General features: G+C 61.4%; 19 protein-coding genes. 7 read left to right on the plus strand and 12 right to left on the minus strand.

The window, feature by feature from the left end; genetic code table 11:
* Positions 1–46: 46 nt before the first annotated feature.
* From COLINT_RS00070 to COLINT_RS00080, 3 genes are read right to left on the minus strand one after another with little or no spacing between them, the layout of a single operon-like run.
* Positions 47–289, minus strand: a complete 243-nt coding sequence (locus COLINT_RS00070; protein WP_006722217.1) for a DUF1413 domain-containing protein — start codon at positions 287–289, stop codon at positions 47–49.
* A 4-nt stretch (positions 290–293) separates the two neighbouring features.
* A complete protein-coding gene (locus COLINT_RS00075; protein WP_006722218.1) occupies positions 294–1,421 on the minus strand; it encodes a hypothetical protein in 1,128 nt (375 codons plus the stop codon).
* A 4-nt stretch (positions 1,422–1,425) separates the two neighbouring features.
* Entirely contained in the window at positions 1,426–1,641 is a 216-nt protein-coding gene (locus COLINT_RS00080; RefSeq protein ID WP_006722219.1) for a hypothetical protein, read from the minus strand.
* A gap of 489 nt (positions 1,642–2,130) precedes the next feature.
* Here COLINT_RS00080 and dnaE point away from each other — a divergent pair, with 489 nt between their 5' ends.
* The 6 genes from dnaE to ruvB all read left to right on the plus strand — a co-directional run bounded on the left by dnaE (position 2,131) and on the right by ruvB (position 10,859).
* The gene (gene dnaE / locus COLINT_RS00085; RefSeq protein WP_039910174.1) at positions 2,131–5,934 is read left to right on the plus strand and encodes a DNA polymerase III subunit alpha; all 3,804 of its coding nucleotides are present in this window, start codon (positions 2,131–2,133) and stop codon (positions 5,932–5,934) included.
* A 122-nt stretch (positions 5,935–6,056) separates the two neighbouring features.
* On the plus strand, positions 6,057–6,422 hold the full coding sequence (locus COLINT_RS00090) for a desulfoferrodoxin family protein (RefSeq protein ID WP_006722223.1): 366 nt from the start codon (positions 6,057–6,059) through the stop codon (positions 6,420–6,422).
* 159 nt (positions 6,423–6,581) lie between these two features.
* A complete protein-coding gene (locus tag COLINT_RS00095; protein WP_006722224.1) occupies positions 6,582–8,579 on the plus strand; it encodes a hypothetical protein in 1,998 nt (665 codons plus the stop codon).
* A gap of 68 nt (positions 8,580–8,647) precedes the next feature.
* On the plus strand, positions 8,648–9,172 hold the full coding sequence (gene ruvC / locus COLINT_RS00100) for a crossover junction endodeoxyribonuclease RuvC (protein ID WP_006722225.1): 525 nt from the start codon (positions 8,648–8,650) through the stop codon (positions 9,170–9,172).
* Complete coding sequence (gene ruvA, locus COLINT_RS00105; protein ID WP_006722226.1) at positions 9,169–9,792, plus strand: Holliday junction branch migration protein RuvA; 624 nt, start codon at positions 9,169–9,171, stop codon at positions 9,790–9,792. Before ruvC ends, ruvA begins: the two co-directional genes overlap by 4 nt.
* Complete coding sequence (gene ruvB / locus COLINT_RS00110; protein ID WP_006722227.1) at positions 9,792–10,859, plus strand: Holliday junction branch migration DNA helicase RuvB; 1,068 nt, start codon at positions 9,792–9,794, stop codon at positions 10,857–10,859. The genes ruvA and ruvB overlap by 1 nt, the downstream gene beginning before the upstream one ends.
* Positions 10,860–10,862: 3 nt before the next feature.
* Here the strand turns inward: ruvB and brxL are convergent, their stop codons facing one another.
* Genes brxL through COLINT_RS00125 form a run of 3 tightly spaced genes read right to left on the minus strand, consistent with a single transcriptional unit; the run spans position 10,863 to position 16,663 of the window.
* Positions 10,863–13,046 carry a protease Lon-related BREX system protein BrxL gene (gene brxL, locus COLINT_RS00115; protein ID WP_006722228.1) on the minus strand — a complete coding sequence of 728 codons (2,184 nt, stop codon included), beginning with the start codon at positions 13,044–13,046 and terminating at the stop codon, positions 10,863–10,865.
* A gap of 3 nt (positions 13,047–13,049) precedes the next feature.
* Complete coding sequence (pglZ, locus tag COLINT_RS00120) at positions 13,050–15,644, minus strand: BREX-1 system phosphatase PglZ type A (RefSeq protein WP_006722229.1); 2,595 nt, start codon at positions 15,642–15,644, stop codon at positions 13,050–13,052.
* Positions 15,645–15,688: 44 nt separating this feature from the next.
* The gene (locus tag COLINT_RS00125) at positions 15,689–16,663 is read right to left on the minus strand and encodes a BREX-1 system adenine-specific DNA-methyltransferase PglX (protein WP_006722230.1); all 975 of its coding nucleotides are present in this window, start codon (positions 16,661–16,663) and stop codon (positions 15,689–15,691) included.
* Between the two features lie 109 nt (positions 16,664–16,772).
* On the opposite strand from COLINT_RS00125, the gene COLINT_RS00130 reads away from it, so the two are divergent.
* A complete protein-coding gene (locus COLINT_RS00130) occupies positions 16,773–17,537 on the plus strand; it encodes a DUF3800 domain-containing protein (RefSeq protein ID WP_156780278.1) in 765 nt (254 codons plus the stop codon).
* A 336-nt stretch (positions 17,538–17,873) separates the two neighbouring features.
* On the opposite strand, the gene COLINT_RS00135 is transcribed toward COLINT_RS00130, so the two are convergent.
* The 6 genes from COLINT_RS00135 to COLINT_RS00160 are packed head-to-tail and all read right to left on the minus strand — an operon-like array spanning position 17,874 to position 26,281.
* Entirely contained in the window at positions 17,874–18,293 is a 420-nt protein-coding gene (locus tag COLINT_RS00135; protein ID WP_006722233.1) for a hypothetical protein, read from the minus strand.
* Between the two features lie 29 nt (positions 18,294–18,322).
* On the minus strand, positions 18,323–18,844 hold the full coding sequence (locus tag COLINT_RS00140; protein ID WP_006722234.1) for a hypothetical protein: 522 nt from the start codon (positions 18,842–18,844) through the stop codon (positions 18,323–18,325).
* A gap of 20 nt (positions 18,845–18,864) precedes the next feature.
* Positions 18,865–21,420, minus strand: coding sequence for a BREX-1 system adenine-specific DNA-methyltransferase PglX (pglX, locus tag COLINT_RS00145; RefSeq protein ID WP_006722235.1), 2,556 nt, complete (start codon positions 21,418–21,420; stop codon positions 18,865–18,867).
* 10 nt (positions 21,421–21,430) lie between these two features.
* A complete protein-coding gene (gene brxC / locus COLINT_RS00150) occupies positions 21,431–24,985 on the minus strand; it encodes a BREX system P-loop protein BrxC (protein ID WP_006722236.1) in 3,555 nt (1,184 codons plus the stop codon).
* 54 nt (positions 24,986–25,039) lie between these two features.
* Complete coding sequence (locus COLINT_RS00155) at positions 25,040–25,642, minus strand: DUF1788 domain-containing protein (RefSeq protein ID WP_006722237.1); 603 nt, start codon at positions 25,640–25,642, stop codon at positions 25,040–25,042.
* 12 nt (positions 25,643–25,654) lie between these two features.
* Positions 25,655–26,281, minus strand: coding sequence for a DUF1819 family protein (locus COLINT_RS00160; RefSeq protein ID WP_233418291.1), 627 nt, complete (start codon positions 26,279–26,281; stop codon positions 25,655–25,657).
* Positions 26,282–26,535 lie beyond the last annotated feature (254 nt).

Below are 26,535 nucleotides of genomic sequence, written 5' to 3' on the forward strand. Positions count from 1 at the left end.
CTTGGGCTGAATCTAAATCACCCTGCGATGAGGGGGACTGGAATAATCAGAGTCTGCGATATCGGGTGTGGTTGTTTTTGCCGCGCTCAATCTTTTCGATAGGGGGAAGCGCCCCACTCTGGTATTTCTTGGAGAAGAACACGCCAAAGCTGATTTTCTCTCCACGTTCCAGGTTGCTCCATGCGGTTCCCTTGAACAGGGACTTCACTTCGAAGACTGTTCTAGGCTCAAGCTGATCAATCGCTTTTTGTGCCTCGTTGAACATTTCATCGAAATTTGCAGATCCCATTTTGTCACCGCTTGGGGAGTCGTTTGAGTTGATCGAGGACTTTGTCGCGCTTCTCCCTGTGCCTCTTTGCGTCTTCAGTTGCTTTCTCGATGCCTTTTTCGAGCTCGTCCTTTTGTGCTTTTAGCGCTCCATTACCGAACAACTTGAAGCCAGGGAGTGAATCGAGCTCGTCCGCAAGACGTTTTGCTTCTCGGTCGTATGCGTTTGCCTCATTGGCATACTTCTCGGCTTTCTCATCCACAATTGCCTTGAGATCGGGGTTGGCTTCCCAGTAGGTTGCTATCACCTGCTTGATCGCGCTTCTGAAGGCGCCGGCGATGAGTCCCGCTGCATCCGGGTGTTCGGCCTTCAGCTTCTCCTTGCACTCCTCGAGTTCAGCAGCGGAATTGATGCGGCCCTCCCTAGTCTCGTTGATTATCCATTTTTGGACCTCGCTTCTATGGCGATCGTAGTCCTCGGCCTCCTGTTTGCGCGTCCGTACGCACAGTGGAGTCATGCAGGGTATTTCGCCAATAAAAGGTTCTCCGCATGTGGGGCAAGTCACTTTGCGGCCGGCTTGGCGCAGGGAATCAAGATAATCCTTGATGGCGGGTTCTGGTTCATAGGAGTATTCAACCTGTTTGCCGATGGATTGGGAGATCGCCGTGATTCCGGCACCCCTGAAGTTGAGGGGCCAGATGTACGACTCGTTGTAACGGCAGTCATCGAAGGTGAAGACGGTGGTCCCCTCATCGCTGCCGTTCCTTAGCTCGAATGATAGGATGCGTGAGCCAAAGCATCCGCTTTTTCCACCGTGGGCAAGCTCTCTGTCGCTCAAAATCACGTTTCGTATGGTGGAGGGATACAGGGAAGAGTTCAGTGCAATGATTTCAACGACGTCGTCCGGCAGCGTTGTGGGAATGAGGTTCGTTGTGATTTGGACTTCCAATTTCGTAGTCAAGCCATCTGGGAGCCAGGTATCAAGGACGCCCCCCATTTGAAAGCTCGAAGCATCTCTCAGGTATTTTTCATGATCATCTCCATCGCGAGAGGTGTACCGGAGCGAAACAACATCGAGTGCCGGCGTGGTTGCGAAATAGTCCAGCGCCGCCTGAAGCAATTCGCGGAGGGGGAGATCGATGGCGACTTTCATCTTCTTACCTCACATCGTAGGAGCGCGAGAAACCGCACTTGCCGCAATAGTAGGTGGACTTCTTCTTTCCTAAGGCTCCAGCGGCGAGGCCGAGTGGGCCAAAGGCGACGGCGCCAACCGCTGCCTTTCCAGCACTGAAGCCTTGCTTGTCGGAGCCGACATATTTCCAGTCATACATCTCGCCGCAGACTGGGCATTTGATGGGCGCGTATTCTTTCATGGACGCTCCTTTGCACGTGGATGGCTACATGGGGTCAAAGTACCTCGGGGGGGGGGATTGTCAACGGCCATTCATGCGGGCCTGGGGCGTGTGCCGCTCATTCGGGCTCGCGTTTTGATGCCCGAGTGATGCTTGCGGCAACAATGGGTGTGGCCGTGTTGGTCTGAAAGTATGCGGCAAGGGGGGGACGGTGCCAGTGCCCATGAAGGTCATAATTGCGCAATTGCGTCGCATCGCGAAATTCGATGCAGAGGTCTGCGCGAGATATGGGGGCTTATCGGCGAAGGTGAATCGAACACGCTGTGAACCTTTGCGTGAGGCATGTGCGCACATGCGTTCTGTCCGCGCACTCGGTTAGAATCGATACCGTTCGAAAGGACCCCGTTCCGACGTGCATCTCAAGCCTCAATTTAGGGACAGTCCCTAAATTGAGGTTTTGGGCGGAGCGGGGTTGCGTATTCTTAGCACATCACATTGGAGATCCAGCACATGGCATTCGTTCACCTGCACAACCACACCGTCTATTCCATGCTGGACGGCGCGACGCGCATCAAGGACATGGTGTCGCGCGCCGTCGAGCTGGGCATGCCCGCCGTGGCCATTACCGACCACGGCTACATGTACGGTGTCCCCGAGCTCGGCCTCGCCTGCGACGCCGTGAACCACGGCACGCCCGAGTACAAGGTCTGGAGCCACGACAAGTCCTTCTTGGAGAAGGGCCGTCGCGACGAGCTCGAGTGCCCCGATCAAGAGTCCGATCCGCGCGGTTACGAGCAGCACATGAAGGACCTCGCGATGTGGGACGAGAAGGGCAATATCGACGAGCTCAAGCCGCCGCTGGTCATCAAGCCCATCTTCGGTTGCGAGGTGTATTTCACCCCCGACGAGACCCTTGCGCGCGACCGCAAGCCCGAGCTCTACCACATGGTGCTCTTCGCCCAGAACGAGAAGGGCTACGTCAACCTCATGCAGACGGTCTCCGAGGCCGCCGTGCAGGGCTTTTACTACAAGCCGCGCGTGACGCTGGACAACCTGCGCCGTCATCGCGAGGGCCTCATCGCCAGCTCCGCGTGCATCGCCGGCATCATCCCCAAGTGCATCGACCGCGGTGAGATGGCGACCGCCATCGAGTGGGCTGAGACCTTCCGCGACACGTTCGAGCCGGGCAATTTCTACATCGAGATCCAGGAGCACGGCATCACGACCGACTCCGGCATCACCGACGAGGAGCTTTCCCGTACCCTCATCCAAATCGCCGAGCAGGTGGGCGTCAAGGTCATCGCAACCAACGATTTCCACTACCTCACGCGCGAGGACGCGCCGGTCCAGGACGTCGTCATGTGTATCGGCACGAACTCCAAGATCGACGACCCGAACCGCATCCGCATGGAGGGTTCGGAGTTCTACATGAAGACCGAGGAGGAGATGCGGGCTCTGTTCCCGTATTGCCCCGAGGCCTGCGACAACACCGTCGAGATCGCCGAGAAGTGCAACGTCGAGCTCGACTGGGACAGCATCATCCTGCCGAACTATCCTCTGCTCGACCCGGGCGAGACCCATGAGAGCCAGTTCCGTCGCGAGTGCGAGGAAGGCCTCGCCAAGCGCTACGGCGATGATTGGGACGGGCGTGAGATCGGCGGCGTCGACATCCGCGAGCGTTTCGAGTTCGAGTACAAGGTCATCTGCGACAAGGGCTTCGCCGCGTACTTCCTCATCGTCGCCGAGTACGTCCGCTGGGCCAAGCAAAACGGCATCGGCGTCGGCCCGGGCCGTGGCTCGGCTGCGGGCGCCTTGGTCGCCTACGCCATGGACATCACCACCTTCGACCCGCTATCGAACGGCCTCATGTTCGAGAGGTTCCTCTCTCCCGAACGTACCGAGATGCCCGATATCGATATGGACTTCGACGATGAGCGGCGCCTCGAGGTCATCGAGCATGTTCGACAGCTCTATGGCCCCGAGAAGGTCACCCACGTCATCACCTACTCCACCATCAAGGCCAAGCAGGCCATCAACGATGCTGCCCGTGTGCTGGACTATCCCGTCTACATGGGCCAGCGCCTGTCCAAGATGGTCTCCGCCGACCCGGGCGTGAAGCTCAAGCAGGTGCTCGAGAAGCAGCCGGGCAAGGAGGACCTGTACAGCCCCGATTTCGTCGAGGCGTATCAAAAGGACGAGGACGCCCGCCGCATCATCGACACGGCGCTGTCCATCGAGGGCCTCACGCGCGGCGAGGGCGTGCACGCCTGCGCCGTGCTCATCTGCCGCGATGCGGTCAACGAGCACGTGCCCACCAAGCTCGATACCAAGGGCGGCGTCGAGATCACCCAGTACGAAGGCCACACGGTCGCCGACATGGGCCTGCTCAAGATGGACTTCCTGGGCCTGCGCACCCTCACGGTCATTTCCAAGGCCAAGGCCAACATCAAGAAGAGCTTCGGCATCGATATCGACGTCGACGCCATCCCCTTCGACGACCCCAAGATCTTCGAGCTCATGAGCTCCGGCCGTACCGCCGGCGTGTTCCAGGTCGAGTCCGCCGGCATGACGGCCACGATCAAGAACATGAAGCCCACCGAGTACAAGCACGTCGTCGCTCTGATCGCTCTCTACCGCCCGGGACCCTTGGGCGCCGGCATGGTCACGAGCTACATCAACCGCATGAACGGCAAGGAGCCCGCGGTCTCCTACGATCCGCGCCTCGACGGCATCCTGGGCGAGACCTACGGCACCATGGTCTACCAGGAGCAGGTTATGCTCATCTCGGTCGAGATGTGCGGCTTCTCCAAGGGCGAGTCGGATTCGCGCATCCGCAAGCCCGTGGCCAAGAAGAAGATCAAGATGCTCACCGACCAGGTCTTCAAGTGGTCTGACGGCGAGGATGAGACGATCTACGACCACTGGATGAACGGAGCGGAGAAGAACGGGTACAAGCGCTCGGTCGCCCAGAAGATCTGGGACGACGTTCTCGAGTTCGCATCCTACGCGTTCAACAAGTCCCACTCCGCCGGCTATGCGATCCTGGTCATGCAGACCGCCTGGCTCAAGGCCCATTATCCCAACGAGTACATGGCGGCCGTGCTTACCTCCTACACGGGCAAGACCGACAAGATCGTGCACTACGTCTCCGCTTGCCGTCACGACGGTATCGCCGTCCTGCCTCCGGATATCAACGAGTCCGGCACCGAGTTCACGGCGACCCCGGAGGGCGTGCGCTTCGGCCTGGCCGGCATCCGCGGCGTGGGCGAGGGCGTTACCCAGGCGATCATCGAGGAGCGCGAGAAGGGCGGCCCCTTCAAGAACCTGCACGACTTCGTCGAACGCGTGGATTCGAGCCAGGCCAACCGTCGCGTCATCGAGGCACTCATCAAGGGCGGGGCCTTCGACTCGACGGGTTATCCGCGTCGTCAGCTCATGCACTTCGTCGACCGCGACAATCCCGAGAACATCATCGATGCCGCCGTGAAGCGCCAAAAGGACCGCGCCGCCGGCCAGACCTCGCTGTTCGACGTGTTCGGCGATGTCGAGGGCTCCGGTTTCGAGGTCATCGTCCCCGAGCCCGACGGGCAGGAGTGGGATCGACACATGAAGCTCTCCTTCGAGAAGGAGGTGCTGGGCATCTACGTCTCCGATCACCCCCTGCGCCCGTATGAGTACGCACTCGCCAAGGCCCGTGAGTTCACACTGTCCCAGATCGACACCGGCTTCGAGACCATGGGTCCCACCGGTAACGCGGTGAACCAGGAGATTCCCGAGGGCAAGCCCTATTGGTGGGCCGGCATGGTCTCGGGCGTCGGCAAGCGCGTCACCAAGAACGGCGACCCCATGGCCATCGTGCAACTCGAGGACATGGAGGGCGAGGCGACGGTCGTCGTGTTCCCCAAGACATACAAGCAGTGCGAGGGCTACCTGTACGGCGAGGTCGACCCCGAGACGGGCGCGCAGCTCTCCGATGCCTTCATCCGCGTCAAGGGCAAGCTCGAACGCTCCGACCGCGGCGACCAGATCATCGCCCAGGAAATCGAGCCGCTCGTGCTGAGCGAGGAGAGCAATCGTCCCAAGGTCTTCGAGATCATGGTCCCGAGCTCGCGCTTCTCGCAGTCCAACATGGCGCGCTTGGCGACGGTCCTGAACACCAACCCCGGTGGCGACCGCGTGGAGCTGTTCATCGAGCAGGCGGACGGCCAGACCATGCGTGCCGAGATCCCCACACGCGTCAACGCCCGCTCGATTCCATTGATCGCCGAGGTCAAGGGCATTGTGGGCAATAAGGGTCGCGTGACGGTGATCTAGCCTCGCCGGCCCGAAGTCGGGGAATGTGTACCGTGGACGCGCGTCTCGTGTAAGATGCGCGTCCATTCGGGCATACTAGGAAATAGTTGCATCTGCAGCGAAGTCTGAAAGGATTGATACATATGGCTACGTTTTTCAAGAATGACGAGACGGGCAAGTTCCTCGCCGCTGTCGACGCCGACATGTTCGCCCCGGCCGGCTACACCGAGGTTGCCGCCAACTCCGTCGACGCCGCCGTCGAGAAGCACGTTCCCGTCGTCGAGCTCCAGCGCGAGGGCCACGTCCTGAACGTTACCGTGGGCGAGGTCGAGCATCCTATGGAGGACGCCCACTACATCGAGTGGATCGCCCTCGAGGCCGCCGGCCGCCTGGAGATCCATTACCTCAAACCCGGCCAGGCCCCGACCACGTTCTTCGCGGGCGGCGTCAAGACCGGCATCGTCTACGCCTACTGCAACCTCCATGGCCTGTGGAAGGCGGAGTTCTAAGATTCCGCCAAGGGCCGTGTGGCCCGTGCCTTGTGGTGCGAACGTATCTACGCGGGTGGCGAGGGGCGTAACGGCTCCTCGCCACCCGTTATTTGCATCATCTCCCGACGTGACGGCTGTCGCATGGTGCAATGTGAGCAAGAAAGGTTGACCCCACCGATGAGAATCGCCCTGGCCCAGATCGGCGCCCGCCTTGGAGATTTCGACGGCATCTGCTCTCGAGTCGAGCAGCAGGTGTACCTGGCACAAGATGCCGGGGCCGACCTTTTGTGCGTACCCGCGCCCCTGATGTGCGGTGTCACGCCGGGGGCACTGGTTGACTATCCGAACTACGAACATGACCTGCTGAGGGCCCTCGATCGGCTCGCGGCGATCTGCGATGCGGCCGGTGTGGCGTGCATCGTCCCCGCCGTGCTCTCCTTGGAGGTCGGCCAGCTGTTCGAGGCGTTTTTGCTGCGCCGCGGACGTGTGGTGCCGCTGCGTCTGACCATGATCCGGCATCAGGAGGGCGTTCCCGTCTCACCGTGGTCACCGCCGGTGTTCGACATTGCGGGCACACGCATCGCGGTGACGTTCGACGCCCAGCGCGATCTTGCGTCCCTTCCCGGTGGTTGCGACCTGCTGCTGCATTTCCCCGTCAACGGTTTGGATGTGACGGATTGCGATTCTGCGGCGGCCGCCGCGCTTCCTACGGGTCAGATGACGGAGCGGGTCGCGCGTGCCGGGATTTGGATGGCATGCATGGCGCCTGTCGGCGGTTATGACGATGCAGTCTATACGGGTGGTTCCTATGTGCTGGACGACGGGGGACGTGTCGTGGCCCTTGCACCGTGTTTCGAGGAGTCCCTGCTGGTGCAGGATGTGGTGCGCGGGGTGCCCTGCGAGGCGGTTGAGGATCGCAAGATCCCGCACTTCGATCGCGGCACCTGGATGTGGAACGGCCTGCGCCTGCATCTGCGGGATTCGGTCGCAGCGCAGGGCGCCGGGCGCGTGCTCGTCGCCTTGGACGGTGGGCTGGCGAGCAGCCTGCTCGCATGTTTGGCCGTCGATGCCCTGGGGTCTCGGTCCGTCATCGCGCTGCATGTCGAGCATGATGGGGCATCCGATGGCACCTCTCAGGAGCTCCATGCCTTGCGCTCCCGCCTCGCGCGGGAGGTGGCCTCGCGTCTTCACATTCGCATGGTCGAGCGCGTCGCCCCCGATATTCGCCCGTTGTTGGATAGCGATGAGCCCGGCAACCCCGGCATCTCCGTCCCAACCGCACAGGCGCGCGTCGACGCTCTGATGATGGAGGACGTCGCCCAAATCGAGCATGCAATGCCACTCAGCGCCCTCACCAAGACCGATTACGCGTTGCGCCCGCGGGTCGGCGCGCGTGCGAATGTGGCGACGCTCGCGCCTTTCGGCGATGTGTACCTGACGTCGTTGGAGTGGCTCGCTCGCGCGCGGAATCGCATTTCAGCGGTCCTTCCGGAGGAACTGCTCGGTCTCAACGCCGTCGCCGGCGATATGGCCGCCGTCCTGCGGGATGCGGTGTGTCAGCTCGGCGCCGACGGCGATATCGCCGTTCGAGCGCTTTCCTTGCTGCTCGCGCTCGATCCCTCTCAGATCGACGGTGCGCTCGAGGCGCATGTCGACCGCAATGCCGTTCTGGACGATCTGCCACTGTTCGCAAGCGATCCGGAGTCGGCGGCCCTCATCCTGATGATCGTCCGATCGGGAGAGACGTCGCGGCGCCTTCTGCCATCGTGCCCGATCGTGTCGTCCCGCTCATTTGTGGAGCGTGCCTGGCCGTCGATGCTCGGCTGGTCGGACATGGGCAGGCATGGGCAGGAGCGGCTTCGTGCGGCGGATTTGGCCGATGCGGAATTCCATCGTCTCGAGAAGCGCGGTGCCGCTCGCGCCGAACGTGCCCGGGGCGAGATCATGGACATGCTGGCCGACTTGCTCGGCATCACGCCGGAACAACGCCGCGAGCTCATGGGCGAGGAAGGGCTCGAGCGCATGGGCGAGCAGCTCAAGGATGCCGAGCAGTCCGTCCGGGAAGCGCTGGGGCGGATGGCCTCCGAGGGGCTCGGACCCGAGGCGTTCGGGCTCGGGTCGCAAGATGGAGACGCTGGTGCTTCCGGACGCGCGGGCTTCTTCTCCCTGAACTAAAATCGCTTCTCCTCCTGTCCGCATGCATGGTATAGTAGAACAAACGTTCGAGATATCAAGGAGACGGATTGGTCATATTGGGGATCGACCCGGGTTTGGCTAACACCGGGTGGGGCATCGTCGAGGAACGTCGCGGCGAGGTGCGTTGCCGGGCATACGGTTGCATCGAGACCTCGTCCGGCTCTGACTTGGCGGCGCGCTTGCGGCGCATCGCCGACGAGCTCACCGCCGTGGTCGATCGCTATCGCCCGCAGGAGGCGGCTGTGGAGGGCATCTATTTCGGCGCGAATGTCCGTTCCGCCATACCCACCGCCCATGCCCGCGGCGCTGCTCTCGTCGCGTGCTCCCTGTGCGGGGTCGAGGTGGGGGAGTACACCCCCATGCAGATCAAGCAGGCCGTTGTTGGCACGGGCGCCGCCGATAAGACGCAGGTCACCTATATGGTTCGCACGTTGCTCCATCTCGATCACGACCCAAAGCCCGACCATGCCGCGGACGCGCTGGCGTGCGCGGTGTGCCATGCGCACCTGCATCGGACGCGGGAATTGAGCGGTGGTACTTACACGCAAGAGAAGGGAAACCCCTACGCATGATCTCGATATTGAATGGCACGCTCATTGAGGCGACCGCGGGATCGGCCGTCATCGATGTGAACGGCATAGGCTTCGAACTCGGCATCTCTGCAACCACCGCCTCGAGCCTCGCGCAGGTCGGCTCGCCCACTCGCCTGTACACACGCATGGTTGTGCGTGAGGATTCGTGCACCCTGTTCGGGTTCGCCACAAAGGACGAGCGCACGATGTTCGACAAGCTGGTCTCGGTAAGTGGCGTGGGTGCCAAGCTCGCCCTCGCGATTCTGTCCTCATTTACGGTGCCCGAGCTGTATACGCTGGTGATGATGGAGGACGACAAGGGAATGGCGACCGTGCCGGGCGTGGGCAAAAAGACCGCACAGCGCCTGATCCTCGAACTCAAGGGCGTTTTCGAGAAGGACCGTTCGCTCGCCGGTTCGGCTGCCCCCACCGTGCCGCTGCCGTTTGCCCCCGCCGCGGCCGCGGCTCCTTCGGCGATTGAGGATGCCACGGCGGCCCTGCTCTCCATGGGCTTCACCGCCGCGGAGGTCACGCTGGCACTCGATGGGTATGATGGCAAGGATATGCGCGTCGAGGAGCTCTTGGCTCTGGCGCTCAGGCGGCTGGGAATGGAATCGTGATGTGGGAAGTAGACGAGTCGACTGACCTGTGGGGCGATGCGCCGTCCCGCCATGCGGCGGGAGGCGAGACGGAGCGGTTCGTGACGGGGGAGCTCACCTCCGACGATCTCGACGTCGAGCGCGGCCTGCGCCCGCAGCGCCTTGAGGACTATTGCGGTCAGGAGCACATCAAGCAAAGCCTGCGCATCCTCATCGAGGCCGCGCAGAGCCGAGGGGAGAGCCTCGATCATGTGATCTTCTCCGGGCCCCCGGGCTTGGGTAAGACCACGCTGGCCGCGGTCGTTGCAAACGAGATGGGCGCTCAGATCAAGACCACCTCGGGCCCCGCCATCGCACGCACGGGCGATCTCGCGGCGATCCTCACCAACCTGCAGCCGGGCGACGTCCTGTTCATCGATGAGATTCATCGCCTCAACCGTCAGGTCGAGGAGATCCTGTACCCGGCGATGGAGGACTTCTCTCTCGATATCGTGATCGGCAAGGGGCCCGCTGCCCGATCGATTCGCCTGGATATCCCTCGTTTCACACTTGTGGGCGCAACCACGCGCTCCGGCATGCTCACGGGTCCGCTGCGCGATCGTTTCGGCATCTCGTATCGCTTGGATTACTACGGCATCGAGGACCTGGCCGATATCGTCTGCCGCTCTTCGAGCATCCTCGGTGTGTCGATCGACCGAGAGTCCGCAAAGGAGATCGCCTCGCGTTCCCGCGGTACGCCTCGCCTTGCGAATCGCCTACTCAAGCGCGTGCGTGATTACGCCCAGGTTCGCGGTGAGGGGTCCATCGAACTCGGTATCGCTCAAGAGGCGATGCGTTTCTTCGAAATCGATGAGCTCGGCTTGGATTGGATGGACATCCGCATCCTCGAGACGCTGTGTAAGACGTTCCGCGGCCGCGCCGTCGGCCTGTCCACCCTGGCGAGCGCAACGGGTGAGGACGCCAACACGCTCGAGGACGTCTACGAGCCCTATCTGCTGCAATGCGGCCTCATCGTCCGCACGCCCCAGGGCCGCATGGCAACGCCCGCGGCCTTTGAGCATCTTGGAATGGAGCCGGCGGCGCGGTAGGCCCTACAGCCCAAGGGCCCGCCGCGCCGCAGCCACGGCATCGCCGGTCTCGTAGAACTCAGGACTCACGGCGCCGATCAGCTCGGGTGCCACGTTCTGCAGGTCCGCGATGGAGCTCATCGGAAGCAGGATGCGCTTCGCGCCCGCGTTCTTCGCAACGCGCAAGACATCCGCTAAGTTGCCCACAGGCTCCAGTGACCCAGAGAGGCGCAGGATGCCGGGAATCACCAGTCCCGCTATCACGGGGCGCCCCGATGCGGCGGAGCACAGACCGATGAACTCCGCGAGCGAAATCTCCGCAGATGGTCCCTTCGCCTGCAGGTCGTTGCAAAAGAGCAGGTAGTCTTTGCTTGTTACGTGCATGCCAGCCGCCAGTCGCGGGGCGCAGTTCTTGAATTGCTCGAACGCGGCATTCAATGCGTCGCGTACCTCACGGTTCGATCCAGCGCCCTCCATCCTAAATGCGGCGTTGCCGTTCACGGCCTTGTTTTCGAGCTTGTATACAGCCATCTCGTCGGCAACCGAGCGGCCCACGCCAAAGACGTGGCCAGCTTGCGGCGTGGTATCGGGAATGAGCGAGTCGTCGGTTTGTTCCAATACGCTGACCAGGTGCATCTCCACAGGGTTTTCCATATCCGTATATCCCAGCTTCACATCGATGAATTCGATGCCCGCCATGGTCTTGAGCTGTTCCTTAACGCGTCTGCGCCCCTCGATGGCGTATTCCAGCAGCATGCGCACGTCTTCGCGACTCATCTTTCCGTCGGGGAAGATGAGCTTGGCGAGTCCACTGAAAGTCTTTCGCACGCCGATTTCATCGCGACGGTTGAAGTCGCTGTTCAGGCGGAAGTATCGGTCGATGTGGTGCGTGAAGTCGCGCCTGCGCATGGCGTGGAGGAATTCGCCCAGGCAATCGGTGATGAGGCTGTAGCGCTCGCAGATGAGGTCCGAGCGCATCTTGGGCACCTCCCAGCCGGGTAGGTAGCAGTGGATGCGGTCGAAGAACGCGCTGTCGTTGTTGAACTCGGGCGGGAACGGGTCGAACAGGTGTGTGGTCTTGAGCATGTTTGACACGGAGTCGTTGATGTTGCCCTCGAACACCATGGACGCCTCGGCGTTAAACGATTCGGTGCCGCGGCCGAAGGTACCGTTCGCCATGTAGCCCTTCATGATTTGGATGGCGTTTTGATCGCGGAAGTTCATGCCCGCGACTTCGTCGAACGCGATGCAATCCCAATGTCCCACGAGACCAATACGCTGCCCCGCCCGCGCCGCGTTGTTGGCGAAGAGCTTGGCTGTGGTGGTCTGCCCGCCCGATAACAGATAGGAATAGGGCGAGACCTCGGTGTAGATGTGTGACTTGCCCGTCCCGCGGGGCCCTAACTCGCACAGGTTGTAGTTGAGCTCAACGAGCGGCACCATGCGCGTGAGGAAGTGCAGGCGCTCGCGCGGCGTCAGGGCGGAGGGCTCGTAGCCGGCCGACCGCAGCAGCAGTGCGATCCACTCGTCGGTCGTGAAGTCCTCTCGATGGCTCACAAGCTCGGACAGGTCGAGGCTGGGCATCTGGATGGGGGTGAGGCTTGCGATTTTGAAAGGGGAGTCCTCGGGCCCGCGCTTGCCCTTGCCCGAGGTTCGCCCTTTGCGCGCCCGCCCGCGCTGTTCGGCGGGGTCATCGCCGAAGATATCGGCAAGCGGGTCTTCCGCGATGTCCTCGGGCCGCAGGTATTGGATGCGCATGATGCACCATATGCCACCCGTGAGGATTTTGGTGTGCTGACGGACGTATTCGTCGGGCATGACGAACGGCTCGATGTTGAGGTTGGTGAATTGCGCGACGTACAGGTCGCGGTATTCGTCCAGGCGGGCGCCCACCTTATCGATCACGGTGTACTGCCCTAGCTCGCGGATGCGGCTCTTGATCTTCTCGCTCTCCTCGGGGCGCACGTAGTTCTCGGCGAGGATTTTTCGGATGCGCGCCATGCCGTCGGCGATCGCCGCCTCGTCATCGGTGGCGCAGTACATGCCGAGCAGGTACTCCAGCACGTAGGTGGGGATGCCCGCCCCGCGCTTCATGAGGGAGGTGAGGTCCTTGCGCACAATCTTGCCGGGGAAGTGCTCGATGATCTTGCGGTCGAGGTCATCCTTTTCATACGCGGGCACGCCGCAGGCGTCGAGATTCGAATCCATGGGTTACCATCCAAAATCAAACGAAGGGGCAAAGGCGATGCGCATGCGCAGCTCGCGCAAAGCGTCCACGGCGCGGGTATCGCAGTTGCGCGCGTAGAGGAAATACGGCTCCTGCTCGCTCACGGCGACGCCCGGAGTGATATTGAGCGTGATGGGGATGATGCGCTCGTCTGCCGAGTCCTGCGTGCGGTCGGCCGCGACGTGCGCGACGTCCGTCACGGGCTCGTGCGATGCGCTCCCCACGAACACGTCGTACGAGGCGGGGAGGACCTTCCCGCCCACGGGCTTGTCCTGCAACAGGTCCAGCTTGAAGATGCTGTTCGAGATCGTGTCGACGGTGGTGATGAGCGAGAGCGTTGCTTGCTCGCTTTCCACATATCCCTTGCTGCCCGCGCGCCTGTTGGTGAACGTGAGCACGGGGATGCAGAGCTCCTGCAGGGAGATGCCCCCGTGCACGTAGTTCTCACCCGCCCCCGCCCGGGAGATGCGCGTGCAGCGCCGCGGGGCGAAGCCCTTGAGCCCACCTTCCGCGTACGGCAGCGCGATGGGCATGAGCACGTCGGAGCGCGTGCCGTCGCCGGCGATGGCGTAGCGGCGCCCGATGACGAGCGGGTCTCCGTCGATCTCGGCCGCGACGGTGTGCTCCGAGACGCCGAGCGGCTCGTCGGTATAGAGAAAGCCGTGGTCGGCGGTGACGACGACTTGGCTTGCGATTCGCTCGCGACAGATGAGCTGCACCAGGCCGAAGATCTCCTCGATTGCATCGCCGCAGGCGGAGAACACCTTGCGCTCGGTGGGCGCTTTGTCGCCCATCGCATCGATGGCGTTGTGGTAGATGTAGACGACTTGCGCGTCCTTGACGAGGTCCTTGCGTTGGCTCGTGCTCAGCTCGTTGACGAGTGAGTCGTAGGTGATGGCGACGGCGTGCGGGTCGCTGCGGCGCAGTTGCTCTTGGCGCGCGGCGGTCGTAGCCACCTCCGAGCCGTCGAGCAGCACGCGCAGCCGCCCGGGCTCGCCCGCGTCCATGGTGAGGTTCCCGCAGGGCAGCAGGGACGCCATGCCGCACGAGGTTATGCTGGGGAATATGGCCTGCATGGAGGCGAGCTCGCATGTTCCCTTGGTGTTTTGCTCGAGAGTTTCCGCCAGCTCCGCGGCGACTTCGTAGCGCAAGGCATCGGAGACGACGACGCAGGCGCGTTTGCCCGTGCGAACGATTGGCTCGACGGAGCTCATAAAGAAGTCGAGCTGTCGGGGGATGCCGTCAACATATCCGTTGCGAGTTAGCTCGTTCTCGGCGGCATCTTCCCACCGGCGCGAAACGCCGGCGAAAAACCAGTTCTTGTAGAGGTTCTCGATCTGATCACTACATGCGCGGAAGTCCTCATCGAGCCCGTATGGCGCACTGATGAGGACACGCCCGAGTGCGAGATGCATCTGGCGGTACCACGTGTCGAGGCGGTATAGCTCGTCGGTGTAGAGTCCCCAGACGCTCTCTGCGGAAAGAGCGTCGATGCCGACCGGGTGCTCATTGCGGAATCGCTGCATGCGTGCGGCTGCTTCAAGCCCGTCATAGCAAAGGGAGAATTCCCGATACCAGGCCGTGCTGTGGCGTGCTTGGGCGAGTGAAAGCGCAGCGGGTGCGCTTTCGGGTGACGCCGCGACGTCATGGAACAGGCGGCGCAAAATGAGTGCATCGATGCAGGGGAATACATCGATATCGCCCAGGGTTTCGAGCGGCACCTGGGCAAGCATCTGCTCGACGGGTGTGACCTCCTCCACGAGCTGCGCGAGTTCGAACAGGGAGTCCCGCTCGGCGCTCTGACACCAGCCACGCACGATATCCTGACAGAGCGCGGTGGTGCCCGAGGTCACGTCTGCGGGCAGCGCCGAGGCGGCGTCGTTGGGTAAGGCGCCGGCGAGCGCACACAGGAGCACGTGCCGTCCGAGCGCGATGAAGTCGCTCGCGTCGCCCGTATAGCCAATCCATGCGGAGATTGCCGCCTGGAACTCGTTGGTACAGCCCATGCGCTCAACCCGGGCGAGCGCCTCGGCGCCATCTGCGGCCAACGCCGCGACGAGGTGCGCGCGCACGATGGCCTGCGCGTCCAGTGATGGCGCGTCCAGGGCGATGGCCATGAGGCCGCAGGCGAGCTGCTGCGGCTGTTCGTACGAGGGGCTCAACCGCGTGAGTTTGCGTAGCACGGTCTTCTTGGCGAGTTGCGCCTTGTGGGTGGCGAGCATCTCACGCATCTCGCGCGTATCGGCCGCGTTGAGCTCGCGCAGCTGCATGGAGGTGTAGTCGGCGGCGAAGCTCGCGGACCGGGCCTCGATGTCGGCGAGCCAATCGCCCTCCAGGCGGCGCGGGCGCGGTCGGTAGAGCAGGATGCGCTGTCCCGCGAGGTCGCCGTTCAGCGTGCGCTTGAGCGAGAACAGCCCGTGCTCCTCCTCGCGCATCACGTCGACGCCCGGCAGATCGAGCGCGTCGAGGGATTCGGCGAACGCGCCGTCCGGGTCGTGCCACACCACGACGGCGCCCGCTGCGGCATCTTGCTCGTCGAAGAGCCTGCGCAGCTCCTGCTGAATATCGGATAGCTTCATGTCTCACTCATTCATATCGTCGGGGAACCGGCCAAAGAACATGGCTACTTGACCTTCGCGAGTACGTCTTGGAAGGTGGCGTAGTTGGTCTTCACGCCGTCGTCCAGGTCGATGGCGATCATTTGGTCGGCGAAGCGGTGGATCTTCTCCTCATACGCGATGAGCTCAGTTTCCTGGTCGCGCAGCTGCTTGAGCTTCTTGTTGAGCGCGGCCTTGCGGCGCGGCTCGCAATGGGCGAGTTCCTCCTCGGCGTCGGCGATGCGCCCGCGCAGGCGCTCCTGCTGCGGGTGCACATAGTCCGTGCGGATGCAGGCCATGAGGTCGGGTCGGTAGCGGTGCATGTAGAAGAGCGCTTTGAAGCTGTTCTTCTTGCCGGCATCGAGCAGCCAGTAGATGGGGCGCTTCTTGTAGGTGGAGCAGTGGTCGGCGTAGAACTCCTTGAGGAAGTACGCTCGGATCACCTCGAGCGGGGCCGCCTTGGCGGCGGGGGAGAGGGCGTCGGCGATGAAGGCGAGGTTATCGTTGAGCGTCTCGGAGCCGTAGACGGTGCGGATGAAGTCCACCAGGCGCGCCACGATGTCGTCCTTGAAGTACTCGTCGTCGGTGATGGGCAGCACGTTGTCGGCGTCGGGCATGAAAGTCACATGTGCCGGGTCGGGCATCTTGGCGAGGTAGTCCTCCACCGTGTCGCCCGCGTCGGCCAGCACCAGACCTTCGACATCGAGCGAGTAACGGCCGAACATGCAGCCCGCGGCGTAGGAGATGAGCGAGATGATCTCGTCGCGCTTGGTGCGCACGTAGCGGTTGCCCTTAAACGACTCGGGAATCTCCTCGGCGGTGTCGAAGATGCGCGCAACCGAGACGTACTTGTCCTCGACCTCGATGGGCACCTCGCCCTCCATGTCGTAGATCTCGGCGAAGATGCGGTTGAGCTCCTCCTCGTTTGCCCGGAGTTGGTCGAATCGCGCGTTGACCTCGGCTTTGTGCGCCTCGTACTTGTCGCTGATGAGGGTTGCCATGTTAAGCCGCCTTTCTATATGAAGAACACATGTTCGTATCAATAGTGTAGAACATGTGTTCTACTTTGGGTAGAATTGAATAGACGTTCCGGTTCGTGGTATAAAGTAAATGGATCCTCCGAATAGGAGGTCCTCCAAGAGCCGGGGGGTTTCCCCCGGCATTTTTTATATCTCGACAAGCTACGGCGGGGAGGGGTATATGAAAGAGCTGTCTATTTTCATAGACGAGTCGGGAGACGTTGGAATTGTCTCCGATTTCTATCTCGTGGGGCTTGTGTTTCATGAGCAGAAATTCGATATTGGGCACGATATAGGGCTGCATGAAGCTTCGGTTAAGAATAGTAATCTTGACCGAACGCCGTTCCATTTCAATCCGCTGATTAACGGAAATGATGAATACCGATGGAAGCACGTCGAGGTGCGCAAAAAGCACCTGCATACTTTTAGGATTTTTGTCGAGCACCTTCCGGTGAAGTACAGGGTCTTCATTTATGACAAGAAGGAGGCTTTCGGATCTGAGTCCCTCGCGGATGTCATAGAGAAAGACCTCAAGGTTTTCTTGTTCGATCATCTCTCCTATTTGCAGCAGTTTGATTCCGTCAAGATTTACTACGACGGCGGGCAAAGCGTTGTGACCAAAGCGGTTCATCGGGCGATTACATCGTGCATCTCCCGCGAGGCGATTGTCTATAAGGATGCCGCTGCAAGCCGTTATCGTCTTTCCCAGGTTGCAGACTACGTTTGCGGAATCGAGCTGACCAACTTGAAGTTCGAGCGGCATTTGGAGACTAAGACTGATGTGGCGTTCTTTGGCGCTTTCGGCAACTTTAAGAAGAACTTCCTCAAGAAGCTCCGGAAGAAGCGCCTCCAGTAGCCTGCAGGAGGCTGCGGTATAATCCACTTGAGTATCCCAATTGGGAGATTCGCCAAGGGCCGGGGGATGCCCCCCGGCATTTTTGTGTTCAGGTTGATTGGTTCCCCAACGCGTCTGTACGACGCAAGCGGTAGCAAAGTCTCGCCCACGCGCCGGGGTGAGATGTTGTACGCTCGGTTCATCGGGGCATGTTTTGATGCAACAGGGGGTCGGAACCCCTCTATCAAACGGCATCGTCGATGTTTTGGCGATGCGCTCGGCGTATTTTTCCGGTTGAGGGTAATGCATAGTTGCCGACTTCATTGTGATATCAGGCGGATATTTCCATTCGACGCGTTATCCAAGAAATTTCCAGTCAAGGACGGCGTCATCGATTAATGGTTTTTCGTATGTCCAAATCTCTGAGTACTTGTCTAATGCGTTGCAAGCAAGTGTGAGGTTGCAGTCCAAAAGTACCCAAAACGGCTTGCGCCTTTGGAGAGCAATAAAACTCTTTCCCCTAACAGTGTTCTCATCTATATGGAAAACAAGCCGTGCTTTATTTCCTTCTACGGATGTTCGGCCGCTTTGCCGCGCGGAGATCTCAGGCGCACCGTCAATGATGGGAGCAATCGTTAACGTGCAACCAGATAGGTGATTGAGCGCAGTTTCATCGTTGCTGACGATGTCGATTATCACCGTGAGGACTTCTCGTGTTTCGTCCCAATTTGCATTTTCCGTTCTAATGCGCTGAGGGAAAAAGACAGGTTGTTGCATATTGGCTCCTACATTCGCTTCGTTTTACATCAGATATTCGAATCGTTGTTGAGGGGATTGGTTTCATTCCTCAATCCCCTTGCTTCACGGTTCGGCCCATGAAACTTTGGACCTGCTTTTTCGATAAAGTACCAATCGAGTCGTCCGGTCAGCGGCCATTCGCTGTGGTATTCGAAATGTTCCTTTACTCGGCGGTTTGGGAATATGACGTCATACGAAAGATGGGCGCACCCGAGCAACTCAATGAGATTTTTGGAATTGTGTATCGAGTGCAATTCTGGTTTGGTGAGGATGTGCGTTGACGCGAGGAAGGATAGCTTGAAACGGCTGTCATTTCGTTTTGATATGCCTGTGGTGAGCATACGGACGGAATGGGGTTCAATCCCGTGTATCAAGTCCAAGCTGAGGGTTGCATTCTCAATAGTCAACATGTCATTTACTTGTTCGCCAATTGGCTCCAAGGTAATGGCGAGCGTTGAGGAACGATCAAAAATGACCCTCCGAGCCTCTTTGCAGTCACTCCAAGATGGTTTGAATAGTTGTTTGCACATGACATTTCCTTCTATTGTTGCTATATAAGCGGGTTGCGTTTGAAGTCCCAAGAGGTTTCTTGGGTGTTCCAGTCGGCCTTCGCCAAATTGACGTTTGCATTCGCAATTGCCGAGGAACGCTCGATGTTTAAATGTGGATCGGGGATTTTTGCGACATCCCCTACTTGATATGTGAGGGTGGGCGCTAAAAACTCAAGAAATTTGAGCGCGATATTGGAGTTGAGGAGGGCGAGGGCGTAAAGGTTCTCTTGATGAGATTTTGCAAACCCCTTTGCACCTCGACCATCAAAAAGTGAACCATACTCAGATAGCCGCAGATGGATATTGCCCGATGAGACATCTGACCAGGTTATTCCTTCTTTAAATGAATAATTGCCGTTATAGTTGTGTGACCGAATTCTCCCTGTTCGCGGATCTGCATTGTTCTTGATCGCCTCACCATCATTCTTCCAGTCAACTACCAGGTCATTGTTTCCAAACCACTTTCGATAGTCGCCTCCTTTTTGATAGGGGAACCATCGGAGCCCGCATTCCTGCGCTTCAGAGCTGCACCTGATGCCAAAGGCGATTGTGCAGTAGGAAGGCTCCCACCATTCACGTAGGAAACGATCGTTGTCGGCGGTCGACATACCTTGACGGGTTATTAACCAGGATCCAATTGGGGAATTACATTGAAATGCATCATGCAATGCAGAGGTTGCCCAGTAGGCGATAGGCGTTCCTGGAAGATCGAAGAATACGGATGAATCGGTTTTGTAGGACCATTTGCATGAGGGGTCATTGATCGCGCAGATTGTTTTCTCCGCCTGAAGAGCTGGGCTTCTAAAATCACACAATCGAATATATGTGCCCCTGCGGGGCGCGTCACATCGATTTGCAAGAATGAAAGCAAACACTTGTGCGGCGATGCCTTTAAAACCTCCTTGCGCGAGTTGAACCAGAGTAATGATGTTGCATTCTTCGAGGACCTTTCGTCTCGATTGTTCTGAGGAGGATAAAAACATCCAGCTATTGCTCGCGGCTATTCCAGCATATCCAAGGTGCTTCCTTTGGTTTTTGATTCGCTCTATAAACATGTAGCAAAGATCGCTTTTCTCTGACGAGTAATTCTCTTTCGACCACTTGCTCATAAACGGATTGAAGTTTCCGCTTCCCATGTAGGGCGGGTTGGCCACCACCACATCGAAGGTGCGAGAGAGCGTTTCACAGCAATTCGCAGCGCGCTCGATGTTGGTTTGGGTGTGGGAGACGAAGAGGTCTCCGGAGAGGTTGCGCATGAGTTCGCTCTTGAGGGCGCCCAGGTCTTCGGGGGAGGGGCTGAGCAGGCTGCCGATCTCGCTCAGATGAGCAAGCGCTTCGATGAGCTGTGGGCGTTGACGCAGGGCGCTGGCGGGATCGAGGGCATCGACATCAATCTCGATGTTGCTCAACACTTGGATGTCCGCCGTCACGCCGCGCGTGAAGAACCGGCGGTCGTGCTCGCGGGCGCACATGGCGAGCACGAGGCTCGCGATCTGGGCGGCGCGCTCGTCGATCTCCATGCCGGAGAGGTTCTTCGTGAGGATGAGCCGCGGGACGTCGCGTTCGCGATAGCCGCGCTCGGCGTACATTTTGAACAGCAGGGAAAAGGCGTAGACCAGGATGTGGCCGCTTCCGCACGCCGGGTCGCAGAAGGTGATGTCCTCGGGCCCCTCGATGCGGATGAAATCCTCGTGCTGGGCATCAGGCTCGATGAAGTACGCCATGTCCTCGCGCAGGCGGCTGCCGGGGTTGTTCAGCATCCACAGGCGCCCGAGCGAGTTCTCCACCATGTAGCGCACGATCCAGTCGGGCGTGAACAGCTGCGTGGCGGGCGCCAGGTCCTCCGCCGCGGCCTTTCGCTTGGATTTGAAAAACGCGTCCTTGAGCTCGGAATTGTAAAACTGGTACATCCAGCCCAGGGCCTCGACGTCGCCCCAGGTCTCCTCGGGGATATCCGCAACCAGATGGAACAGCACGTCATGCTCGCCGTGGGCGAGGAGGTTGTCGGGCAGGGTGAGGGCGTCGGCGTCGTCCACGTGGCCGAACACGGTGGGCAGGCAGTCGGCGAGCTCGTTCATCTGCGCCACGAGGATGCGGCGGAAGAGCACCTCGTCGTCGCCTGCGGTGATGAGGTCGAGCACCTCCGCGAGCTCGAGTCCGGGCAGGTCGAGCTCGCTTGCCATGCGCAGGCATTCGGGTTCAAACGCCCCGCTGCCCGCGGAGAGCATGCGCACGTTGTTGCTCAGGTACCCGTGCAGCTCCATGAAGCGGATGGCGGCGAAGCGGTTGAACCAGCTGTACGCCTGCTGCTCGCAAAACGCGGCGTAGCCCTTGCCGCCGCGCTCCTCGTTCAGGCGCTCGATGCGCTCGAACAGCGCGGCGCGCTGCGCTTTCTCGGAAGGGGCCAACACGGTGCCGGCGACCACGTCCGCATCGGCGGGGTGGGCGGCGCGGCCGGCGTCGTCCAGTGCGTAGCGCACGCAGCGCAGACGCACGGCGTCGATGAGCTCGACGCGCGCCCAGGGGCAGAACTTCTCAAGTGCCTTGGTGTCCATGATGCGTCTCCTAGTTCAACTTGATGGCGTCGTTATGGGAAAGCTCGCTCACCAGGCGCTTGCGGGCGTCGGCGAGATAGGCGTCGATTTCGGCCTCGCTGTGTAAGGTCTTGGGCAAAAACGCGGTTGAGCGTTGGAGCTCGCGCACTTTGCGCGGGCGCTCGGGCGCGATGGGGGCGTGGCTGGTGGTGACGACCTGCCCGGTGCTTGCCGGCGCGGGGCGGTGGATGCGCTCGTGTTCGCGGTCGAGGTCCCCAAACAGGCGCGCCTGATCGCCTGTGAGCTGTGCGCTCACGGCGTCGAGCTGGGTGAGCGTGGCGGCGTCGCGCACCGCGCCGGTGCGGGCGCGTTCTCGCTCGCCCACGCTGCTCAAGGTGACACCGAGTTCCTCGCCATGCTGCCTCACGCTGGCGAAGATGTCCTCGATCTGCGCCTTAACTTCCTCGCGCTTGCCCTCGAGCAGTTTTGCGTGAGCGTTTTCGATCGTCTGCATGGCGGGGACGAGGTCGGTGATCTGGCTATAGGGCCTCTCGCTGCCCAAAATGCGCTCGATGTTCTCGATCGCCTTGGTCGCCCCCTCGTGGGCGGCAAGGTAACTGCGGTCTTGATCGAGGCGCTTGAGCAGGTTGGAGGCGTTGTCGTAGATGCGCTGCATGTCGGGGAAGAACCCGTCGACGTCCTCCAGGTCCTCGCCTGCGTCGCACAGGTCGTTTTCCGCCTTGGCGATGGCGCGCAGCAAATCGCCGGAGTCGCCGCGGATGGCGAGCAGGTCCTTGATGAGGGCGGCGGCGTCTGCCACCGTGCCAAAGCCCGGGTAGTTGCGGTTGCGGCTGTACGCTCCGGTGATGAGCTCGTTCAGTCCGTCCTGGCGTTCTTGCAGGGCGTTGCGGCACGCCGTGGCTAGCGGCTCCTCCTCGGTGGGGAGGTCGTGAACGCGGCAGAGCGTCTCGATCGCGCGGCGGGCGCGGGTCATGTCTCCTGCCGAGGCGCGCACGCGCATCTCCACCACGGCGCGCTGCGTCATACTCAGCTTGCGAAGGTAGTCGATCATCTTGGCGTCACGCGCGTCCACGACCTGCCCGGCGTAGCTCACACGTGCCTCGCCGGCGGCGATGAGCTCGGCGACCACGGCGGCGATGTCGCGCTCGCGCCATCCATAAGGGGCCGCCTGGTAGCGCTTCTGCAGGTCGTCCATGGACACGCTCACCGCGCGCATGGCCTGGGCGCCAAGGAACGTGCGCACGTCGTCGATGGCGCGCTTGTTGGGCTCGATGCCCTCGAGCGCAGGCGCGGCCCCGTTCAGGACCTGCCTGATTTGGGCATCGTCGTCGTAATTGCGGTCGATGTAGCCGAGCTTGGTGTAGACGGCGTCCACCAGCTTTGCCGTGCATTGCTCGATGAGCTTCTTGGCGGAGTTGGTACCCGTGATGGTGACCTGGGACCCGCCGGCGTAGAACTCGCCGCGGCGCACCGCCTCTTCCATGAGCGCCTGCGCCTTGGTCTCGAGTGCGGTGCGCTCCTGCTGCTTGGCGCGGATCACGTCCTGCTGGTTGGCGGGCAGGTTGGCGATGATGGTCGCGCTCGCGAACTGCTGGATGCGCGCCGCCTCCATAAGGCAGCTGTAAAAATCGATCTCGCTGGAGAGCAGCACGATCGCCTCACCGCGGCTCGAGCGCAAGATGAGCTCGTCGCGGCTGGGGGCGTCGCTGCCGTCCATGCGGGCGAGCACGCGCAGGGTGAGGCCGCCCGCGTTGTTCACGCGGGTCTCGTCCAGCCACTCCGCCACGGGGAAGTTGTTCTTGCCCACGGTGATCTTGGGCGTCTCGAAGATCTGGCCGAACACGATCTCGGCCGCCTTCCTGGTGAGCTTGGCCGCATCCACCTGGGTGCGCGCGATCTGGCGGGCGATCTCCTGCTCGTCATCGGTGAGGAACAGGTAGCACTCGCCGTTGCGCGTGATGTAGTTCTCGCGCTCCAGGCGCTCGAGCGCGGCCTGCACCTGCTCGCGCACCTCGGCGCGGTTGGCGCGCAGGTCGTCGGCCATGAGGGTGGCGATGTTGTCCACGTTGCCCGGCATCTCCTGGCTCACCCATTTGATGAGGAACAGCAGCTTGAGCACGGCGACGTCGTATTCCTCAAGGCCCGCGCCGTCGCGCGCGGCGGCCGCGGCGCGGTCGATCACACGGCGATGGTAGCCCTCGAGAAAGGATTGCACGGTGTTGTAGAACATCCACAGGGGGGCCAGGGCGTGCTCGTCGCGGTCCTCGAGCGCCTGGGCGACTTCCTGGAAGCCCGAGAGCATCGAACGCTCGGCGCTCAGGTGCTTGCCCGAGCTGCCCTGGTTGCGCAGGCCGTTGATGACGTCCTGCATGAGCTTGAACTGGTAGCCCACGAATGGGAACGCGTCCGCGAAGCTCTTCGCGCCGTCATAGCCGCCAAGGTCGTTGCGCGCTCCCTTGAAGGTGAACAGGTTCTTGAGCACGGTGGCGTTCTTGCCGTACTCCACGGTGAGCAAGTCATGCGCGTGCTCGTTCTTGGAGAGGATGCGCCGGCGGATGACCTCGCCCGCGCCGGTGCTCGAAAGCGACAGGCGGGTGTTGAACCGCCCCTGGATCTTGGAGAAGTCCTGCCCCGCCACGGTGGTGATTTCGTCGATGGCCTCCTGGCTCGTCACGACCACCCACACGCGGCCGGCGCACTGCGCGCCCAGGTCCTCCACGATGGTCTGGAGGTTGAGCATGAGGCTCGTGTCGGTGCCGATGTACTGGCCCACCTCGTCGACCATGAACAGCAGACGAAACTCGCCGCCCTCCTGCTCGGCGCGCTCGGTCACGTATTGATTGATCTGGCGCACGAGCCAATCGATGGTGAACTCGAACTCCTCGGTGTTGTCGAACCAGCGCTCCGCTGCCTCGCGGCTCTTGGCCCCCGCCTGCTCGAGCGCGTCGATGACGGCGTCGCTGTTGAGGTCATAGGCATCGCGCTCGTCGAGCCATTCGGTGCCCGTGATCTGGCGGTACGCTGCGCGGAACGCCTCGGTCTTGCCCTTCTGGTCGATGTCGCGCTCCAGGCGCGCAAGCTTGAGGTCCTCGCCGTAGAACCCGAGGTGCTCGAAGAACACGCGGGCGAAGATGCGCAGGATGGCGGTCTTGTCCTTGTTAGACGGGCCCTTGGAGTCGATGTTGAACAGGATAGTCTCGGTGGGGACGTCCACGGCACGCTTTGCCTTCGCCTCGATCATGGGGTCTTCGAAGCGCGGCGCAATGATGTCGATGGCCGGGTGCCCGTTTGCCGTCTGCCCCGAGAGCAGGTACGAGAGCATCTTGAGGAAGTGCGATTTACCGGAACCAAAGAAGCCCGAGATCCATACACCGATCTTGTCGGTGGGGGCGTCGAGCGCGCGCTCGTAGGCGTCGAAGAACGTTGAGAAGTGCCCGCGCAGCTCGTTGGTCACGACGTATTCGGCGAGCTCCTGCTCGATGACCTCCTCGTCGTTCTGCTCGATCTTGATGACGCCGTTGATGTTGCGGTCGATGTCGCGTTCGAACATGTCCTGGATGCGCATGGGGAGTCCTTTCTGGAGCGTTTCTGATGGTGCGATGTACGGAATGAGGGTGGGTTACAAAATGTTGAATGCTCGGTAATAGTTGCCGTCGTTTATCGAGCCGAAGAGCCTGAGCGTCTGCCCGTCGTATACGCCCGGGTAGAACAGGACGACGGGGATGTGGGAGAAGATGGGCTGCGCGCACTCGAGGATCTGGTGCGCCCGCGTGATGGGGTAGGCGCGTCCCACACCCGAGATGAGCAGCACGTCGCGACCGGGTTGGGGGTCGCCGTGTGCCGCCGCGAAGCGCTCGCGCATGTGCTCTACGAGCTTTGCCGGCGAGGCGATGGTCTGCAGGCGTACGAGCAGGGCGTCCGATCCGCGCTTGCGCTCGAAGGCGGGGAGCTTTTCCATGAGTCCTCGTTGCTCGCACAGGTCGCAGATGAGCTCCCACAGGTCGATGTGGGTGATGCGGCCGGGCGCGAGGCCTGCGGGATCCTCGCTCAAAAGGTCGCGCAGGAGGGCTCGGACTTCCAGCTCGGAGCCGGCGTCGTAGGGGAAGACGTGGAAGGGGACCTCGTTGCCCAGTCCGTGGCAGGCGAGGAATTCGGGGTCGCGGAGTTTGGACCGGATGACCTCGAAGCTTTGGGTGAGGGTGGGGGAGTCGATTGCGTTCATGTGTACCCCCCCCTATAGCGCGAGGCCGAACGCGGGCAGGATGCCGGCGTCGCCGTTCTCGCGTATGAGGTTTTCCAGGTCGTAGTCGAGCAAGAGCGTGCTTAGCTGCTCCGTCTTGCGCTCGTACATCCCGCATTGTTCGAGGCATTGGGCGAGCACCTGGCGGATCTTGTTGAGGGTGGCGGGGCTCCAGGTGGCCACGCGCTCGTCTTGGGCGCGCAGGCCCTCGAGGAACGTGGCGATCTCGGTTTTGCCCAGGTGCATGTCGAGTAGGGAGAATTTACTTTCCACGACGCACGTCATGAAGTCCCAAACCAGGCGGTTGTCGCGCATGAGGGCGTAGAGGTTAGCCTGCCTGAGCTGCTCGGTGGTGCCGTGCGCGATGAGGCCGGTCAGACGGTCGCGCCGATCCGGGTCGCTCGAGAGCGCGTCGAGCCTGCGCGCGCAGGCGCGCGCGATGGAGCCGACCTCACGCTCGGTGGGGTATTGGAATAGATTGTTTTCGAGGATGTGCGCGGCAAGGGCGCGGGTGTCGAGGAAGGCACGATCCTCGAGGCGCAGGCGGGCGACCGTGCGGGTCTCGTCGACGAGCCACTGCTCGCGCGTGATGGAGCCGCGATAGGTGGTGGGGGCGCTCATGGACGGCCCCCGCTCGTGCATGCCGCACCGCGGGCGCGAAGGGTCCTGCCTGCGGGAGGCGTGCCGCCCGCCGCAGCGCTAGTTAGGCGTGGCCGGGGGGGGGGGTTCTCAGAAACGAGGTATCAAACGTTCGCATGATGATGGTCACGCTGCGCACCCCAATCGTGGATCGTCGACATACATGGGTATCAGTGTAGCCCAAACGGCATCCGTTCCGGCCCTGCTGCTCACGGCAAGAGGGTAGCGGTCCGTCC

The sequence above is a fragment of the Collinsella intestinalis DSM 13280 genome (assembly GCF_000156175.1).
Taxonomy (GTDB): domain Bacteria; phylum Actinomycetota; class Coriobacteriia; order Coriobacteriales; family Coriobacteriaceae; genus Collinsella; species Collinsella intestinalis.